13 protein-coding genes and 1 riboswitch are annotated in these 17,571 nt (G+C 50.3%); of the genes, 1 reads left to right on the top strand and 12 read right to left on the bottom strand.

Features of this window, described 5'->3' with window-relative positions:
* Positions 1-20: 20 nt before the first annotated feature.
* The 6 genes from MKX40_RS01285 to MKX40_RS01260 all read right to left on the bottom strand — a co-directional run bounded on the left by MKX40_RS01285 (position 21) and on the right by MKX40_RS01260 (position 6,327).
* The gene (locus tag MKX40_RS01285; RefSeq protein ID WP_339239100.1) at positions 21-896 is read right to left on the bottom strand and encodes a dipeptide/oligopeptide/nickel ABC transporter ATP-binding protein; all 876 of its coding nucleotides are present in this window, start codon (positions 894-896) and stop codon (positions 21-23) included.
* The gene (locus MKX40_RS01280; protein WP_339239099.1) at positions 886-1,683 is read right to left on the bottom strand and encodes an ABC transporter ATP-binding protein; all 798 of its coding nucleotides are present in this window, start codon (positions 1,681-1,683) and stop codon (positions 886-888) included. The genes MKX40_RS01285 and MKX40_RS01280 overlap by 11 nt, the downstream gene beginning before the upstream one ends.
* A complete protein-coding gene (locus tag MKX40_RS01275; protein WP_339239098.1) occupies positions 1,683-3,275 on the bottom strand; it encodes an ABC transporter substrate-binding protein in 1,593 nt (530 codons plus the stop codon). Before MKX40_RS01275 ends, MKX40_RS01280 begins: the two co-directional genes overlap by 1 nt.
* A gap of 14 nt (positions 3,276-3,289) precedes the next feature.
* Positions 3,290-4,123, bottom strand: coding sequence for a nickel transporter permease (gene nikC, locus MKX40_RS01270; protein WP_339239096.1), 834 nt, complete (start codon positions 4,121-4,123; stop codon positions 3,290-3,292).
* Complete coding sequence (nikB, locus tag MKX40_RS01265) at positions 4,124-5,062, bottom strand: nickel ABC transporter permease (RefSeq protein ID WP_339239095.1); 939 nt, start codon at positions 5,060-5,062, stop codon at positions 4,124-4,126.
* Between the two features lie 166 nt (positions 5,063-5,228).
* Positions 5,229-5,422: riboswitch (cobalamin riboswitch) on the bottom strand.
* 77 nt (positions 5,423-5,499) lie between these two features.
* A complete protein-coding gene (locus tag MKX40_RS01260; RefSeq protein ID WP_339239094.1) occupies positions 5,500-6,327 on the bottom strand; it encodes an AraC family ligand binding domain-containing protein in 828 nt (275 codons plus the stop codon).
* A 204-nt stretch (positions 6,328-6,531) separates the two neighbouring features.
* Between MKX40_RS01260 and MKX40_RS01255 the strand changes: the two genes are divergently transcribed.
* Positions 6,532-7,833, top strand: a complete 1,302-nt coding sequence (locus MKX40_RS01255; protein ID WP_339239093.1) for an alpha-glucosidase/alpha-galactosidase — start codon at positions 6,532-6,534, stop codon at positions 7,831-7,833.
* 115 nt (positions 7,834-7,948) lie between these two features.
* Here the strand turns inward: MKX40_RS01255 and MKX40_RS01250 are convergent, their stop codons facing one another.
* From MKX40_RS01250 to kdpA, 6 genes are all read right to left on the bottom strand, one after another.
* Complete coding sequence (locus MKX40_RS01250) at positions 7,949-8,650, bottom strand: response regulator (protein WP_339239092.1); 702 nt, start codon at positions 8,648-8,650, stop codon at positions 7,949-7,951.
* A gap of 1 nt (position 8,651) precedes the next feature.
* Positions 8,652-10,247, bottom strand: a complete 1,596-nt coding sequence (locus tag MKX40_RS01245) for an ATP-binding protein (RefSeq protein WP_339239091.1) — start codon at positions 10,245-10,247, stop codon at positions 8,652-8,654.
* Between the two features lie 4 nt (positions 10,248-10,251).
* Complete coding sequence (locus tag MKX40_RS01240) at positions 10,252-12,591, bottom strand: histidine kinase (RefSeq protein WP_339239090.1); 2,340 nt, start codon at positions 12,589-12,591, stop codon at positions 10,252-10,254.
* Between the two features lie 92 nt (positions 12,592-12,683).
* Positions 12,684-13,244 carry a potassium-transporting ATPase subunit KdpC gene (kdpC, locus tag MKX40_RS01235; protein WP_339239089.1) on the bottom strand — a complete coding sequence of 187 codons (561 nt, stop codon included), beginning with the start codon at positions 13,242-13,244 and terminating at the stop codon, positions 12,684-12,686.
* A 103-nt stretch (positions 13,245-13,347) separates the two neighbouring features.
* The gene (gene kdpB / locus MKX40_RS01230; protein ID WP_339242867.1) at positions 13,348-15,348 is read right to left on the bottom strand and encodes a potassium-transporting ATPase subunit KdpB; all 2,001 of its coding nucleotides are present in this window, start codon (positions 15,346-15,348) and stop codon (positions 13,348-13,350) included.
* A gap of 208 nt (positions 15,349-15,556) precedes the next feature.
* Positions 15,557-17,236: a potassium-transporting ATPase subunit KdpA gene (kdpA, locus tag MKX40_RS01225; RefSeq protein WP_339239088.1), complete on the bottom strand. Its 1,680-nt coding sequence runs from the start codon at positions 17,234-17,236 to the stop codon at positions 15,557-15,559.
* Between the last annotated feature and the right edge of the window lie 335 nt (positions 17,237-17,571).

The following is a 17,571-nucleotide window of genomic DNA, read 5'->3' as shown; positions in this document are numbered from 1 at the left end:
ACGAAAAGCCGCCATTGGTATTATCCTGAAAGAACCTTCTGAAAAACCTTCTCCTTCTCCTGCTCTTGTTCTTGCTCCCGTTCCTCGTCCCGCTCCTGCATCTTAAACTTCATTTCTCTCACGGACAACACCGAGGCCATCAGGCTCTGGGTATAGGGATGATTCGTTGAACTAGCCAGCTGTGAACTCTCTACAACTTCGACCACCTCACCCTGGTACATGACGGCAATTCGGTCGCTCACTTGCTGGACCACTGCAAGATCATGCGATATGAAAATAGATGAGATTCCTGTTTCCTTTCTCAACTCCACCAACAAATCCAGGATCTGCTGCTGAATGGAAACATCCAGTGCCGAGGTGGCTTCATCGAACAGGATGATGTCCGGCTCTACTCCAATCGCACGAGCAATGACTGCTCTTTGCTGCTCTCCCCCGCTCAGTTCATGCGGATATTTATCCGCCGTAGCGGCAGATAATCCTACCCGTTCCAACAGCCTGAACACTTCCCGATCCGCTTGTTGGCCCTTCATTACTTTATAATTAATGAGTGGCTCCCGAATAAAAGCTCCAATCTTCATTCGCGGATTAAAGATAGCCGAAGGCTCCTGAAAGACCATCTGAATCTGCTTTCGTTGCTGGCGTAACACATTCCCATTCAATCGAGTAATATCCTGTTGACGATATTGAATCTGCCCTGAAGTCACTCGCTCCAAATGGGTTACACATCTCGCCAGTGTGCTCTTCCCGCTACCACTCTCCCCGACAATCCCCAGACATTCCCCGGGATACAGCTGCAAATGAACAGATTTCAGTGCATCCACTGCCCTGTGTCCCTTTAACTCATAGGTTTTGCACAGATTTCTCAGTTCCAGAATCGGTAACCCCTTATGAGCCATGAACATTTCCCTCCAATTCAGGTACAGCACTCAGCAGCTTGCGAGTGTATTCATGCTGAGGATCGGATATGACGCGGAAAGTATCTCCCATCTCAACCAATATACCGTCCTGCATCACACCAATTCGGTCTGCCATATGCGCTGCAACGGCAATGTTATGTGTTACGATAATCATGCCTGTCCCTTGACGGGAACGAAGTTCGCTCAATCGGTTCATCACTTCATTCTGTGTCGTCACATCCAGCGAACTCGTCGGCTCGTCCGCAAGCAGAAGCTCTGGTTCCATCGTAACCGCCATGGCAATCGCTGTGCGCTGTTTCATGCCTCCACTAAGCTGCGAAGGGTAGGAACGCATAATCCGTTCGGGATCATCCAGTCCCATGTCCGCGAGCATACTCTCAGCCAGAGTATAAGCTGCTTTTTTGGACAAGGTAAAATGAGTTCGAATCGCTTCAATATACTGACTGCCGATGCTGCGAATGGGATTAAGATAGGAACCACTGTCCTGAAACACCATAGCAATCCGCTTTCCGCGTACTCCGCCCCAATCAGACTGTGAATCACGCAATAGCACTTTATCCTGAAAAGAGATCACTCCCCCGGTGTATTGACCACCTTCAGGTAACAAGCCAAGCAAAGCCCGAATAAGGGTCGACTTTCCGCTACCACTTTCACCTACAATCCCGATAATCTCTCCCTTATTCATGGAGAAGGACAGGTCCCGTAGAGCCAGAGAATCCCCCTTGTAGGTTATGGACAGATGATTGACACTAAGCAAGGGCTCCATTACTGCCCAACCTTAATATTACGATCCAGCAGGTAGAAGTCGATGGGATACATCGTCGCGCCTTGCACGGTACTTTTACTTACAATATTAATCGGGGTATAGGTCAAAAACATATAGGCTGCATCATCCAGAATCATCTGCTGTGCCTCTGCTGCAAGGGCATACCTTTTCTCCACGTCAAACTCGGAATGAAGACGAGTAATTACCTCATCCAGCTTCGGATTGCTATATCCGCCCACATTCCATTCCGCACCCGTCATGAAGTAGAAATCCAGAATATACTGCGGGTCACCCGTGATGCCTGTATTAATACTGGTCAAAGCGAGGTCGTAATTTCCGCTCTTCTGATGATCGGTTAGATCCTCATAGGAGGTCATCTCCACTTGAACGCCAATCTCTTTAAGCTGGGACTGCATTGCAGCAGCCACAATCGAATCAGACTCGTAAGCGGAGTTCAGAATCAGCTGTAGCGACAGCTTCTTGCCATCTTTTTCACGAATGCCATCGCCATCTGCATCCCTGTAGCCAGCCCCATCCAGCAACTGTTTGGCTTTCTCCGGTTCGTAACCATACCCTTTGATCTTGTCATATCCAAAAGGCAGCGCCGAGGTAAATGGACCTTTAGCCGCCTGACCTCCCACCAGCGTATTGGCATACATCTCCCGGTCTACACCATAAGAAATCGCTCGGCGAACCTCCGGATCACTCAGTAGCGGTTTGGTTGTGTTAAACCATACAAACTGGGTACGCAGGCTAGGAATTTCATCAATGGTGTATTGACTCTTGTCCTGGAATAACGTCAAATTGCTACGTCCCACGTTACTGGCTACATCAATCTCTCCAGACTGCAGGGCAAGGGCACGTGTGCTATCATCCTTAATATATTTCAACGTCAATGTGTCTACATCTGCCGCACCGCCCCAGTACCCGTCATACTTTTTCACCTGGATCTCCTGATCCGGCGTATAACCTGTCACCATAAATGGCCCCGTGGCGATAGGCTTGATCTTGAATTTGGATGTATCTGCACTCGTATCCACAATGACAAACAGTGGCTCGGCAATATTACCAAGCAGGGACGCATAAGGCTCTTTCGTTCTAATCGTCAGATCTTGTCCTTCAGCAGTCATTGAGGCTACGGGCACAGTTGCTTGTCCTCTTTCATTTAACGCGATGGAACGTTCTATCGATTTTTTCACCGCGTCGGCAGTTACCTTATTTCCGTTATGAAAAGTTACACCTTCTCGAATATGAAAGTGCCAAGTCATGTCATCCACTCGTTCCCAAGAATCTGCAATTTTAGGGACCAGCTTCATATTCTCGTCAAACTGGATCAGTGTCTCCCCAATCGCTGCACGCGTCAGCGTCCAGCCATTCCATTCTTCTGCCGGGTCCAGACTGCTGCCAAGCCAGAACAGAGCCACATTCAAATGAGTTGGTGTACTTGTCGAACCCTTGTCCGTACCCGCCGACTTCTCCATTGCACCAGACGAGGTCGATGGATTATTGGCGGTGCCACAAGCTGCAAGCAAGAACACAACCAACATGGATATGAGGGTGAGCAACATTGATTTTTGAAAATTCCTCTTCATTCTGGTTCCTCCAGTTAAGCAGTATTTTTCTTGGGATCAAGCACATCTCGCAGACTGTCTCCCAGTAAATTAAAAATAATGACGGTGCTGAATATCGCCAGACCTGGATAAACCAACAGCCATGGTGCAGTCTGCAGATATCTTCTGCCTTCATTTAACATGGCCCCCCACTCGGGGTTCGGTGGCTGCGCGCCAAGCCCAAGAAAGGACAACCCCGAGATGGACAGCATCATGCCTCCCACATCCATCATCGCCATGACGATGATTGGAGACATCATATTGGGCAGGATCGTCCTGCCGATGATCTGTATTTTACGTGCTCCGCTGAAAGCAGCGGCAGCGACATACTCCTTTTGCTGAAGGGAAATCACCAGGCTTCTGGCCATCCTTGCATACTTCGCCCACCAGACAACCGACAGTGCCAGAACCGTATTGAACAATCCCGGCCCAAGCATCCCCACCACAGCGATCGCAAAAATAAGCCCCGGAAATGCCATTAATGTATCAGACAGGCGCATGAGCACCATATCCGTCACCCCCCGAGCGAAACCGGCGATGACTCCAATCGTTACACCTAACACAAACACGATGCCAATCATCATAAAGGTGAGCAGCAGCGAGGTACGTGCACCGTACAGAAGACGAGATAATACACAGCGGCCCAGTTGATCGGTTCCAAGAGGATACTCGGCGCTGGATGGCTGCAACACTTTGGCAAAGTTCGTTGCAAGTGGGTCGTGTGGTGCAAGCAGCGGTGCAACCATGGCAAGAATAATCCAGAAGGCGGTCAGAGACAGCAGGAAGGTGAACCAGCGATTCTGCAGTAATACCAGTCTGAAGGCTCTCATCTATATATCCACATCCAGTCGGATTCGGGGATCACGAAGATGAGTCCATATATCAACCAGCAGATTCAGGGCGACATATATGATCGCCATCCAGATGACATATCCCTGAATCAGCGGATAATCCCTTGTGAAAATCGCATCTACAGCCATCTGTCCAACACCCGGCCACACAAATAAACTTTCCACAATCGCTGCACCACCTAACAAAGCACCTGTTGTCATACCCATAAGGGTAACGATCGGCAGCAGGGCATTGGGAAGAATATGACGAAAAATAATGATCGATTCCTTCACACCTCTGGATCTGGCTCCGATCACATAGTTCTGGCTTGTCTCCTCAAGCAGGATCGCACGAATCTGTCTGCTGTACTGGGCAACAAGTGGAATCGCGAGTGTACATGCAGGTAGAATCAGGCTGTACCATCCGGAATTGCCCATCACCGGCAGCAGCTTCAGCTGTACGCCGAAGACCAACATGAGCAACATACCCAACCAGAAGCTGGGCATCGATAATCCGGCAAAAGAGAACAGACGAATGACGTGATCAAGCCATTGGTTACGATAGACAGCCGACAGCATCCCCAATGGAAAGGAAACCAGTATAACCAGAAACATGGCGCTTCCTGTTAGCCAAAGCGTTGCCGGGAGCCGTGCCATCAGCACGTCCAGCACTGGACGATTGTATTTATATGATGTACCGAAGTCCCCAGTCATCACCTGTCCCAACCAAGTCCCGTACCGATAGAGAAAGGGCTCGTCCAATCCAAGCTCCGACCTCACCTGCCTGACCAGCTCATCAGATGGCGTTACCCCTGTAGACATAAGCATAAGTCTGGCTGGATCTCCAGGAGACAGGTAGGTTAGCAGGAACGTCAGGAACGTGATGCCGAACAATACGACTACCAGTTGCATTAATCGTTTAATGATATATCTGCTCACGTGTTCAAACGTCCTTCCCCAAAACTTTATGTATATGCCATGATGTTCTCCGTCCATAGCAAAAAAGGCGTCCCTCTCCGTGTTACTGGATGAGGACGCCTTAAATAAACAGATTTTCAGAAAAAATCATGCTCTCTAAACACCTTCCTATCTCCCGTAGGGTACTACTGTGTTTGTTAAACCTGGCAGGTCTCCTGGCTCCAGAATCATCGTCACTTGCAGCTCCTTCCCGGTCTAAACCAGTGGATTATCGCTACCTAACTCCTCTGTTACAGTGGCGGGACCGCGCCGGTATTACACCGGACTTCCCTATTAAGCTTTCACCCTGACGGGCAAAGCACCAAGTTCCACATATTCAATTACACTTCTGTATCAGTATAGCGGGACAACGTTTAATGATCAAAACTTTTCTTTCAAATTTGAAACACTAGGTGCGTCTAATCGCGAATTCTCGACCCCTTCGGAGATACGCCCGTCACACGCTTAAACATCTTGGAAAACAATAATGGGTCCGTATAACCGACAGAATGGGCCACTTCACTGACCGACAGCCCTGGATTCTGAAGAAGTTCGGCAGCACGATTCATACGGTACTCCAGAAAAAATGACTGTAGCGACATGCCATATCGCTCTTTGAATAATCCCGATAGATATGTGCGATCCAGCCCCACGGCTTGGGCAATATCCAGTATGGAGGTTCGCTGACTGTACCTGTTCTCCATAAATTGCACCGCCTGCCGGATGTATGTTTCTTTGTTTGAAAGGAGCTGCCCGACCTCTTCCTTCACAGGTGAAGAAGAGATTAATTCTGCCATCAAGCGGTACAAGAGACTCTGGTTCAACACATCACCTTCCGGTCGCGTGGAAGCTTGGACCATCTCCGTATACAACTGTTCCATCGTAATCGTATCATGGACATCATATATCGGGCGCTCCGGGCTCAGTTGGGCACGTTGCATGAATGCTTTGGCTTGTACCCCTTTGAAGCCGAACCACGAATACGTCCAGGGCTCCTTGGGATCTGCCTCATAATGAATAAGCGTATCCGGGAAAATGATAAAACCCTGTCCCTCGCTAAGCTTGTATTCCTGGTCCCCCATGTACACGATGCCCCGTCCTTCATGGATGTAATGCACAATATAGGAATCACGTACACCCGGTCCCCAATAATGGGCGGGTTCACACGCCTCCCACCCGAAGAACAACAAGACAAGTTCCATCTGTGTCCAGTCCGTGGCTACCACATTCATCTCTATTTTTCTCATTTTATGCCCTCCCTCCTTGTTTCCTTCCGAGGCTCACCATCTGTATGTCTAATTAAATTATAACAGCTAAAGGACATACATATTAGTTGAAAACGGAAACAAAAATGGGATTATGCCATGTTTGAGAGGGGTTGAGCCATAGTTATATGTGCCGAATCGGCCTATAGTTGGGGTACAACATTTTTCAGGGAGGCTGAATTTAAGATGAACAAAATTACGTTTCTCGGTGCGGGAAGCACCGTCTTTGTCAAAAATGTATTGGGTGATGTCATGATGACCGAAGCACTTCAGGATTTTGAGCTGGCATTGTTCGATATCGATGCTGAACGTCTGAGCGATTCAGAGCGTTTGCTGACCAGTCTGGCCCGTTCACTCGGAAGTCGTTGCGTCGTGAACGTATATCAGGACCGCAAAGAAGCGCTGCGCGGGGCCAAATATGTCATCAACGCCATCCAGGTCGGTGGATATGATCCATGTACCATTACGGACTTTGAGATTCCGAAAAAATACGGACTACGTCAAACGATTGCAGATACCCTAGGTATCGGTGGAATTTTCCGTAATTTGCGGACGATTCCGGTCATGCTGGATTTTGCCCGGGATATGCAGGAAGTGTGTCCGGATGCATGGTTCCTGAACTATACCAACCCGATGGCCGTGCTTACCAATGTCATGAATGTGCATGGTGGGATCAAAACCGTAGGTTTGTGTCATAGTGTGCAGGTATGTGTACCACATCTGTTTGATGCACTGGGGATTGATCAGACAGGTGTTGTGGCTAAAATTGCAGGGATCAACCACATGGCGTGGTTGCTCGAAGTTACAAAAGACGGGCAGGACCTGTACCCTGAGATTAAACGACTGGCGAAGGAAAAACAGCAAGAACAGCATGATGACATGGTTCGTTATGAACTGATGCAGCGTTTTGGCTATTATGTAACGGAATCCTCCGAACACAATGCCGAATACCACCCTTATTTCATCAAGCGGAATTACCCGGAGCTGATTGAACGCTTCAACATTCCACTGGATGAGTATCCACGCCGCTGTGTGAACCAGATTGAAGGCTGGAAAGAAATGCGTACCAAGCTGTTTGCCAGCGAAAATATTGAACATACCCGCAGCCGTGAATACGCATCGCATATTATTGAAGCCATGGAGACGAATAACCCGTACAAGATTGGCGGCAACGTCATGAACAACGGACTGATTACGAACCTGCCGCGTGAGGCATGTGTCGAAGTACCTTGTCTGGTCGATGGATCAGGAATCAGTCCTACCTACATTGGGGATCTGCCTCCACAACTCGCGGCATTGAACCGGACAAACATCAACACGCAACTGCTGACCATTGAAGCGGCAATCACCAGCAAAAAGGAACATATCTATCATGCGGCCATGCTTGATCCACACACGGCTGCTGAGCTGTCTATCGATGACATCGTAGCGATGTGTGATGAGCTGATTGAAGCTCACGGCGATTGGTTGCCAAAATACACGTCATAATATAAAAGCACCGTTCCTTTGCAGCCAAAGGGGACGGTGTTTTGCTCTTCAATAACGCTCATTCGCTGAGGCGTGCATCACATCACTATTATGAAATGTCTCGCTCCCTTAAACCTTATTCGGCAGGAAGCAAAAAGCGATAACCAATGCCAGGCTCCGTCTGAATAAATCGGGGCTTGGTTGGATCTTCATTTAATTTCTTGCGCAGATGCCCCACATATACCCGAAGATAATGGCTGTCGGACTCATGATGATGCCCTCCCCATACTTGCTGCAAAAGCTGACGCTGGGTGATGATCTTCCCCGCATTCGAGGCGAGCACCTTCAGCATCTCATATTCCGTTGGTGTTAATTTGACCAAAGTCCCCTCCAGTTCGACTTGCCTTTGGGCCAGATCAATTGTGAGTGATCCGAAGCGCAGTATCGGCTCATCCGTCGTTTTGGCTACATGACGCAGCGCCACCCGAATACGGGCGACCAACTCACCCATCCCGAATGGTTTGGTCACATAATCATCTGCACCACCATCCAACGCGGCAATTTTGTCTCCCTCCTGATCCTTCGCTGTCAGCACGATAATGGGCACTTGTGACCATTCGCGAATGCGGCGAAGTACCTCCATACCAGACATGCCTGGCAAACCCAGATCAAGGATGATCAGATCCGGATGTACAATACTCGCCTGAATAACACCCTCTGCGCCCTCCCCACACTCGTGGAGTTCGAATTGATGTGCCTGAAGAGTGACCTTGAGCAATTTGCGAATCTGCGGCTCATCATCGATCACCAGTATGCGAGCCCCTAGTGGTGCATTCATCTTATTCTTCAACCTCTCCTTGTTCTGAATAGGGAAACCGCGATCCGTGGGCCTCCATGGGGAGTTCTATGCGCATTCTCGTTCCCCCGCCCGGATTCGGCTCTGCCACAATGGTACCTCCGTGGACTTCCACAATGCCTTTGCAGATCGCCAGACCAAGCCCTGTTCCTGTCACATGCCGAGTAGACTCTGAGCGATAGAACTTATCAAATATACGTATTCTTTCCGCTTCCGGTATACCGACACCTTGATCATCTACCTGGATCGTCAATTGACTTGGACTCTTATTACTCGTCACAGTGATGATAATCTGGCTCTCATCAGGCGAATATTTGATGGCGTTGCTGACGATATTGACCAGCACCTGCTCCAGCAAGACTTCATCTCCGTAGATGAAGGCCGGATCATCAGGCAGTTCAACTTGAATGTTGTGATGCGGACTGAATTCCCGAACTTGTGTCAGTACAACGCTAATTATGTCTCCCACGTCACACCATTTCCGGTTCAGTTGCAACATGCCGCTCTCCAGCCGAACCATACCCAGCAGATTCGTGACGAGACGATTCATGCGCAAGGCCCCATCCCGAATGTTGCCTGTTAATTCTCTCCGATCCTCGGGTGTAAAAAGAGTATCATTCTCCAACAATCCCGTAGCCGAGCCGATAATGGCAGTTAAGGGCGTACGCAATTCATGAGAGACAGAGTCCAGTAGCGCTGTACGTATGCGCTCCGATTCGGCAGTGATCTGCGCCAACCGGGCCTCTTCCGCCAGCTTCACTCGAGCAATGGCACCTGCGGCCAGTCCACCGCATGCCTCCAACAAAAGAAGCTGTTCTTGTTGCTCATGAACCTCACCAGCTTCCATGCTCACGGCGAGCACGCCATGTATCTGCTCCTCTGTGCGCAGAGGTACATATAGCCCGGGAGATTCCCGCAAAGTGGATGATCCCTTACCTGCGATCTGTCCGTGATGATACACCCATTTTGCAATGGCAATCTCCGACTCTCCATCCCCCCAGTTATCCTTCTCCCCTTCTGATACGGGTGAAGAAGAGCTTGTAACCAGTAGGTCCCCCTGACCATCGGGAAGATACACCGCTGCTGGTTTGCCCAAGGTGAGCGAAACCTGGGTTGCTATATTCACCTGTAGCGTATTCAGATCGGTAATGGCTGTCATCTGACGACTCAATGCGTACAGGGAGTTAGTTGTGGCTTCACGTGCTTTTACCATCTCCAGTTGTTGTCGCAACCGACCTGCAAGACTTGCTGTCAGGATCGCCACCGCAAGATACACGACAAAAGAGATGAGATATCTCAAATCCTCGACCGTAAAGCTCAGATATGGCGGTACAAAAAAGAAGTCAAACATAATGACACTAAAACTCGCGGCATATACAGCGGGACCCATTCCCCAATACACAGCACTCACCAGAACGGGGAACAGGTATACAAGCGCTACGTTAACCAGATCAACACTCATGCCAATGGCATGAAGCAGCAAAGTTAGCAGCGTCACCCCGAGGGTCACCCATACATATGCCGGAACCCGTTTTCCATGGGATGCCTGCATTTCTTTTTTTATTCGTTCAGACATCATCTATTCACATCCCGCTCCGTTCCTCATCGTAATCTGCAACGATTAATACATCCAGATGCCGCGACAACCGTACAAGTCGGTTGACCACCGAACCTGAGCCGCGGTAGCCATTCAGCCACCACACCCGTCTTGCCTGCCCGACCACCAACTGGGTTGCTCTCGCCTCCGATGCCTTTCTTGCCAAAATCTCAGGTACTTCGCGCAACCTTGGACTGTGATGGATATGAAATTGACCGCCAAGCCGAATCGTCAGTTGCTCCAACGCGTCCAGATGGCACTTCACTTCGGCACTCATGGATTCACCGATGTGGATATGATGTACGTGCCAGATGGCTTTTAGACGATAAGCCATGCGGAATCCACGCCGAATTAGCCGCTCGGCATGACGATCACTGCTTACACATACAAAGACCGCTTCCTGTCTGCGCCAAGGTCCTCGAAGTGTGAATTTGGCCTGTTGTGCTTCAAGCCTTTCATCCACGTCATCCGCCAGTTCGCGCAGGGCAAGTTCACGCAAGGCAATCAGATTACCGATTTTGAAGAAATTCGCAAGAGCTTGCTCGACCTTGGCAGTTGCATAGATTTTACCCTCCCTCATGCGCTGCCGCAAGGCCTGGGGCGCCACATCAATCAGCTGCACCTCATCCGCCATCTGAATGATCCGATCGGGTACGGTCTCGCGGACACGAACACCGGTAATATGTTCAACGGCATCATTCAGACTTTCGAGATGCTGTACATTCATTGTGGTAATCACTGAGATGCCTGCATTCAGCAGGATAAGGACATCTTCATAACGCTTTTGCCGGACACTTCCGGGCACATTCGTATGCGCCAGTTCATCCACAAGCACCACTTCCGGACAAAGACGCAGAATTCTCTCCGTGTCCATCTCTTCCAGCCGAGCCTCCTGATAAACTCGCTGCACGCGGGGGATCACAGATAAATGACCTATCTGCTCCACGGTTTCTGCCCGTCCATGTGTCTCCAGCAAACCGATTTGCACATCGATGCCCTTACGGAGCAAATCATTGCCTTCCCGCAGCATCATGTAGGTTTTGCCTACACCTGGTGCGGCTCCAATATATATTTTGAATGTGCCGCGCTGAATCTGGCCAATCTGTTCCTTCATTTCCTGCTCACTTAGTCTGCGATATGTCAGTGACTCCACTTCGTTTACTTTGGCCGGGACCACACGTTCACCCTCCCGGGCCGCTCGATCAGCAACCAGAAACAGATCCACACCACGTAATCTGCGTAGCAGTGAGTTAACAACGGACCCTTGCCACAATTCCTGCCAGCGCGTATGCCGGGAATGTCCCATCACAATCCGGGTAATCTGGTGCTCCATTGCGTAACGCGCCAGCGTAGATGGGATGTTGCGACGGTGTAATATAGACAACTCCTCCATATGGCCGCCAAACTTCTCCACCAGCTTGATCATATTGCGCCGAAATACGATTGCCTCCTTGGTTAATGGCTGCTTCATATTCCGAAAAACCACCGCGGACAGATCACCATTCAGCCGTTTGGCAATCTGTTGCCCACGCCGGATATAGATGGAGCCGTTCCAATGATATTGCGTGGACACCAGAATCCGTTCCAGAATGCCTGTTGTGACGGTAATTCCCATCTCCTCCCGATGCTCACGCAGGGATTCATTCACCCCTTCTGCAACCAGTCTCAGGGCCAGTTCGCGCAGAATACCCAGATTGCCTTGGCGAAATACAGCTTCTCCCTCATGCCCCTTCAAATGACCTTCTGCCAGACGGCTCAGTATGGTTTCCGGCGTGACGTCAATCAGCTTGACCTCATCCGCAAGTTCCAGTGTATCCGCGGGTACGGTATGTTCTGCTGCGATACCTGTGAGCTGCCGTGCCAGCTCGGTATACCCTTCCAGCTCATACACATTCACCGTTGTCATGACACTGATATTGTGTCGGAGCAAAAACTGAATGTCCTCCAGCCGGGTAGCATGCCGGGCGCCTTCCCGGTTGTGATGTGCCAAACCATCTACCAGCACAACCTCAGGATTACGCACCAACAGTGCATCCAGGTTCAGATCCTTCATCTCTGCATCATCACTCTGGCGCAACCAGTGAATGCTTGGAATTCGTTCGAGTGCGCCAAGCTGCTCTACCGTTTCCGGTCTGCGCATCGTTGATACGGCACAGATGACCACATCAATGCCCTGCTCGCGCAACGCATTTCCTTCACGTAACATGTGATACGTTTTGCCCGATCCACTGACGGGTCCGATGTAGATTTTGAGCGTACCCTGCTGCAGCTTCTTAATCATCTTCAGCATCTCTTCCGGTGACTTGCGCTTGAAGCTGTCTTCCATCCGTCTCTCTTCCCCTTCCCTTTATAATAGGATTAAAAAAAACGGAGAAAGCCCCTCACGATATGTCGTGAGCAGGCTAATATGTTAACTCGTTAGTTCAGTTCAGCTGTCAGTGCCAGATTCAGAGCTGTTACATTCACACGCGGTTCCCCGAATATACCCATCTGACGACCTTCCGTATACTCATGTACAAGTTGCACAAGCTGCTGTTCACTAAGCCCAGTAGCTTCGCTAATACGCGGGATCTGTGCCTCAGCGGCTTCGGGAGAGAGATCCGGGTCAAGTCCCGAACCTGAACCTGTCACGAGATCAGCAGGGATTTGCTGCAATCCCGGGTTCTCCTGCTGGAGCTGAGCCATCTTTTCCTTCATCTCACTGATATACTCATCCGAAGCTACGGCACGATTCGAACCGGCTGAAGCCGTTGGGTCATAACCGGCATTTGATGCCCGGGGCTGGAACAGCCCCGGCGATTGGATTTCCTGCGCCAGCAGTGACGAGCCGATAATTTTCTCATTTTGCGTAATCAGACTGCCATTCGCCTGCGCAGGGAAGAGAAGTTGGGCTACGCCAGTCGTTACAAGCGGGTAGATTAGACCGCAGATCAGCATCAGCACGACGGATAGCCGTAAGGCATGTAAGAACATGTTCATACAGATCACTTCCTGAATTCATTAGGATAAAAGGACAATTTCGCTAAACATTGCGGTGTATCAAGCTTTAGTTCAAAGTTTCAATGCGAGATCACATCGTTTCTCAAAGAATCCCCGACAGAACCATATCAATGAGCTTAATGCCGATAAAAGGGACAATTACACCACCTACACCATAGATGAACACATTGCGCCCAAGCAGCCGTTCGGCTGACATTGCCCGATACTTGACCCCTTTCATTGCGATAGGAATGAGTAGCGGGATGATAATGGCGTTGAAGATGAGCGCCGACAGGATTGCGGACTGCGGTGAAGCCAGATTCATAATATTTAACGCCTGAAGCTGCGGCATGGCGAGAATAAACATGGCTGGGATGATGGCAAAATATTTCGCGATATCATTGGATATCGAAAAGGTTGTAAGTGCACCGCGTGTAATCAGCAGCTGCTTGCCAATGGAGACGACCGACAATAGCTTGGTCGGGTCGGAATCCAGGTCAATCATGTTAGCCGCTTCCTTGGCCGCCATGGTGCCCGAATTCATCGCCAGGCCCACATCGGCCTGCGCCAGAGCAGGAGCATCGTTCGTACCGTCGCCGGTCATGGCGACGAGTTTGCCCTCATGCTGCTCTTTTTTGATCGCCGCAATCTTATCCTCGGGCTTCGCTTCGGCAATAAAATCATCCACACCCGCTTCCAGGGCGATGGTCGCTGCGGTTAACGGATTGTCTCCTGTACACATAATGGTCTTGATGCCCATGGCGCGCATCTCAGCGAACTTCTCTTTCAGCCCTGGCTTCACAGTGTCTTTCAGATAGATCACACCATAGATGCGATCATCGATGGCTACAGCAAGCGGCGTACCTCCGGCCTTTGCAATTCGATTTGCGATCTCATCCAGATCCCCCGGTATACGGCCTCCTTCGGAAGCGATATATCTTTTGATCGCATCTACCGCGCCTTTGCGTATCTTCATTCCGCTACTCAGATTGAGACCGGACATCCGGGTCTCTGCCGTAAATTCCACATTTTCCGCGTGTGCATACTCCGTCTCCGGCCAGCTCTGGCCTTGTCTGCCTGCCAGTTCTACAACAGAACGCCCTTCCGGGGTCTCATCTCGCACAGAGGCCTGTAAAGCAGCTTGCGTCATCTCTGACGAAGTAATGCCCTGAACGGGAATAAACTCAGATGCCATGCGGTTGCCGTAGGTGATCGTTCCTGTTTTGTCCAGAATCAACGTGTCGATATCCCCTGCCGCTTCCACCGCTTTACCCGACATGGCGAGCACATTGAACTGCGTCACACGGTCCATCCCGGCAATACCAATGGCAGACAGTAACCCACCAATGGTGGTTGGGATCAGGCAGACGAGCAGTGCGATCAGGGTCGCCATATCCAGTCGAATACCCAAGTAATTCGCCATCGGAACCATTGTCAGAATAACGATCAGAAAGTTCAGGGTTAATACGGCGAGCAGGGTTGTCAGCGCGATTTCATTAGGTGTTTTCTGGCGCTGTGCACCCTCAACCAGAGAGATCATCCGGTCAAGGAATGACTCCCCCGGATCGGTCTGAACACGCATGACGATGTAATCCGATACGACACGTGTACCTCCGGTAACCGATGAAAAATCGCCTCCCGCTTCCTTGATGACCGGGGCAGATTCTCCCGTAATAGCCGATTCATCAATGGAGGCCAAGCCCTCTATAATCTCACCGTCCGTCGGGATTAGTTCACCAGATTCCACACGTACCATATCGCCTTTTTTCAATTGGGTCGAAGACACGTGTCGGATGGCTCCATCCTTCTGTACCAGATTGGCCATGGTGTCCGACTTCGTCTTGCGTAACGTATCCGCCTGGGCTTTACCTCTACCTTCAGCTAGTGCCTCCGCGAAGTTGGCAAACAGCAGCGTGAACAGCAAAATGAAAAACACGGCGATGTTGTACCCGCGCCCCGCCTCGGATGCGGTGAAGAGATCCGGATTGATACACAATAAGAGCGTGATGAACGTGCCAACCTCCACAATGAACATGACCGGATTTTTGATCATGACCACTGGATTAAGCTTCTTGAACGCATCCCGTGAAGCCTGAAGTATCATATCCTTGCTTAGCGACCGTTTCGATCCGGGATCACGTTGAATATGACCGCGATTGTTATCCGGCTCATTGCCCTTCGATCTAAGCATTTCTGTATCCATGTGTTGCATCTTCTGCTCCTTCTTTCGTTCGACTGCATTCATCGTGCATTGCCACCTCCATACGTTACGTCCTTACACCAATTCCGCTGTAATCCCTCTGTCATATCCCTCATTGAATCATCGCCAGATGCTCTGCAATCGGTCCAAGGGCAAGCGACGGAAAGAACGTGAGTGCGCCGACAACAACAATCATCATGACCAGAATGCCCGCAAAGAGAGGTGTGTGTGTCCGCAATGTACCTGTGGTTACCGGTACAACTCGTTTGGTGGCAAGCGAACCGGCAATAGCGAGCATGGCGATCATGGAAACGTACCTTCCCAGCAGCATAACGATACCAATCGCGATGTTGTAAAAGTCTGTATTGGCATTCAGTCCGGCAAAGGCCGATCCATTATTGGCTGCACCCGAGGCAAAAGCATAGAGAACTTCGGTCAGGCCATGCATGCCCCCGTTCGAGATGGACACAATGGCTTCAGGCCGCATAAGCGCGATTGCCGTTGGCGCAAGAATAATCAAAGGATGAATGAGCAAGGCGATGGATGCGAGCTTCACTTCTTTGCCCTCGATTTTTTTGCCCAGGAACTCCGGTGTACGCCCCACCATCAATCCACAGATAAACACAGCCAGAATCACATACAACAGTCCGTTGATTAGCCCTACCCCTTTACCGCCAAACACGTTATTGAGCATCATCTGGGCCAGCGATACCATGCCTCCAAGTGGAGTGAGCGATTCGTGCATATTGTTGACTGAACCTGTAGTAGCCGCTGTCGTTACTGCCGTAAATAAAGCAGACTCGGGTATGCCGAACCTGACCTCTTTGCCTTCCATATTGCCCTGCAGACCCGTTGCATCCAGCGCAGGTACACCGCGATATTCCGAGACAAATACCGTGGTCAGCATCACAAGGAAAAGAAAACTCATCGCTGCGAACAAGGCCCAACCCTGCTTCCGGTTATTGACCATCAAGCCAAAGGCGTATACCAGTGCCGTTGGCAGCAGCATCATACAGACGATATGCACCAGATTGCTCAGAGCCGTTGGATTCTCGAATGGATGTGCAGCATTGGTTCCAAACCAGCCACCACCGTTGGTGCCAATGTGTTTGATCGACTCCAGTGAGGCGACCAGTCCACGTGTGATCGTCTGCTGCGCGCCTTCAAGCGTTGTTGCGTTCACCGCTCCCGCGAGCGTCTGAGGCACACCCTGGAACACGAGGAACAAGGCCACGATGAAGCTCAGCGGTAAAAAAATACGTGTAATCGACCGTACAAGGTCGACGTAAAAGTTCCCCAGTTCATCCCGGCGGCCTACCAGCCCGCGAATGAACGCAATGGCTACCGCGAATCCCGTCGCTGCCGACGTAAACATCGGGAATGTCACGGCCAGCATCTGTGACAGGTACGACATGGCGTTCTCGCCCGTATAAGACTGCCAGTTCGTATTGGTCATGAACGAAACGGCTGTATTAAATGCCTGCGCCGCTGGCATATTGTCAATCCCATCCGGATTGAGCGGTAAATATTTTTGCAGTCGCAGTACCAAAAACATCAATATCAACATTACGAAGTTGGAGAGGAGAACGGCCGTGAGATATTTTTTCCACCCCATGGACTCATTCTCCCGTACCCCCATCACGCGATAGAGCAATCGCTCCGGCCGGCCAAAAAACCGATCCAGTCCCGTTCGCTGTCCATCGAACACGTTTACTACATATTTTCCCACCGGCTTCACCAACAGCAGGATGATCAGCAGCGTTACCGCTACTTGCACTACACCGATACCCATATTCGTATTTCCTCCCTATTCGACGTCCGCTTGTTCCGCATTACGTACAGTGTCAGCATCAGAATTTCTCTGGCTTCACCAGCACATAACCGAGATAAATCACCAGTGCGAGTACAATCATGCCGATGGCAATCATTCTGCTCCCCCTCTCTACCCTCAAGCCTTTTCGCAGAATTTCACAAATCCCCAAAACACCGCAAACAGCAGCACAACCAATCCAATCATCGTGGCATCATTCACCATGCGCCCTTCCTCCCTCTCTCTACCGTTCTCTGCACCTGCTACATGTAAAATCGTAATATGAAACGCTGTAAAAAAGGGGTAAAGAATTGCCT

The organism is Paenibacillus sp. FSL R5-0517, assembly GCF_037974355.1.
Lineage (GTDB): Bacteria > Bacillota > Bacilli > Paenibacillales > Paenibacillaceae > Paenibacillus.
The sequence above is the reverse complement of the archived record's forward strand: the minus strand, read 5'-3'. Positions and strand labels throughout refer to the sequence as shown.

Excerpts from the sequence above, each read along its gene's own strand:
- MKX40_RS01255 (WP_339239093.1), top strand. The coding sequence starts at position 6,532 with ATGAACAAAATTACGTTTCTCGGTGCGGGAAGCACCGTCTTTGTCAAA.
- MKX40_RS01280 (WP_339239099.1), bottom strand. The coding sequence starts at position 1,683 with ATGGAGCCCTTGCTTAGTGTCAATCATCTGTCCATAACCTACAAGGGG.
- MKX40_RS01275 (WP_339239098.1), bottom strand. The coding sequence starts at position 3,275 with ATGAAGAGGAATTTTCAAAAATCAATGTTGCTCACCCTCATATCCATG.
- MKX40_RS01285 (WP_339239100.1), bottom strand. The coding sequence starts at position 896 with ATGGCTCATAAGGGGTTACCGATTCTGGAACTGAGAAATCTGTGCAAA.
- kdpA (WP_339239088.1), bottom strand. The coding sequence starts at position 17,236 with ATGGGTATCGGTGTAGTGCAAGTAGCGGTAACGCTGCTGATCATCCTG.
- nikC (WP_339239096.1), bottom strand. The coding sequence starts at position 4,123 with ATGAGAGCCTTCAGACTGGTATTACTGCAGAATCGCTGGTTCACCTTC.
- kdpC (WP_339239089.1), bottom strand. The coding sequence starts at position 13,244 with ATGAACATGTTCTTACATGCCTTACGGCTATCCGTCGTGCTGATGCTG.
- MKX40_RS01245 (WP_339239091.1), bottom strand. The coding sequence starts at position 10,247 with ATGATGTCTGAACGAATAAAAAAAGAAATGCAGGCATCCCATGGAAAA.
- MKX40_RS01250 (WP_339239092.1), bottom strand. The coding sequence starts at position 8,650 with ATGAATGCACCACTAGGGGCTCGCATACTGGTGATCGATGATGAGCCG.
- MKX40_RS01260 (WP_339239094.1), bottom strand. The coding sequence starts at position 6,327 with ATGAGAAAAATAGAGATGAATGTGGTAGCCACGGACTGGACACAGATG.
- MKX40_RS01240 (WP_339239090.1), bottom strand. The coding sequence starts at position 12,591 with ATGGAAGACAGCTTCAAGCGCAAGTCACCGGAAGAGATGCTGAAGATG.
- kdpB (WP_339242867.1), bottom strand. The coding sequence starts at position 15,348 with ATGATACTTCAGGCTTCACGGGATGCGTTCAAGAAGCTTAATCCAGTG.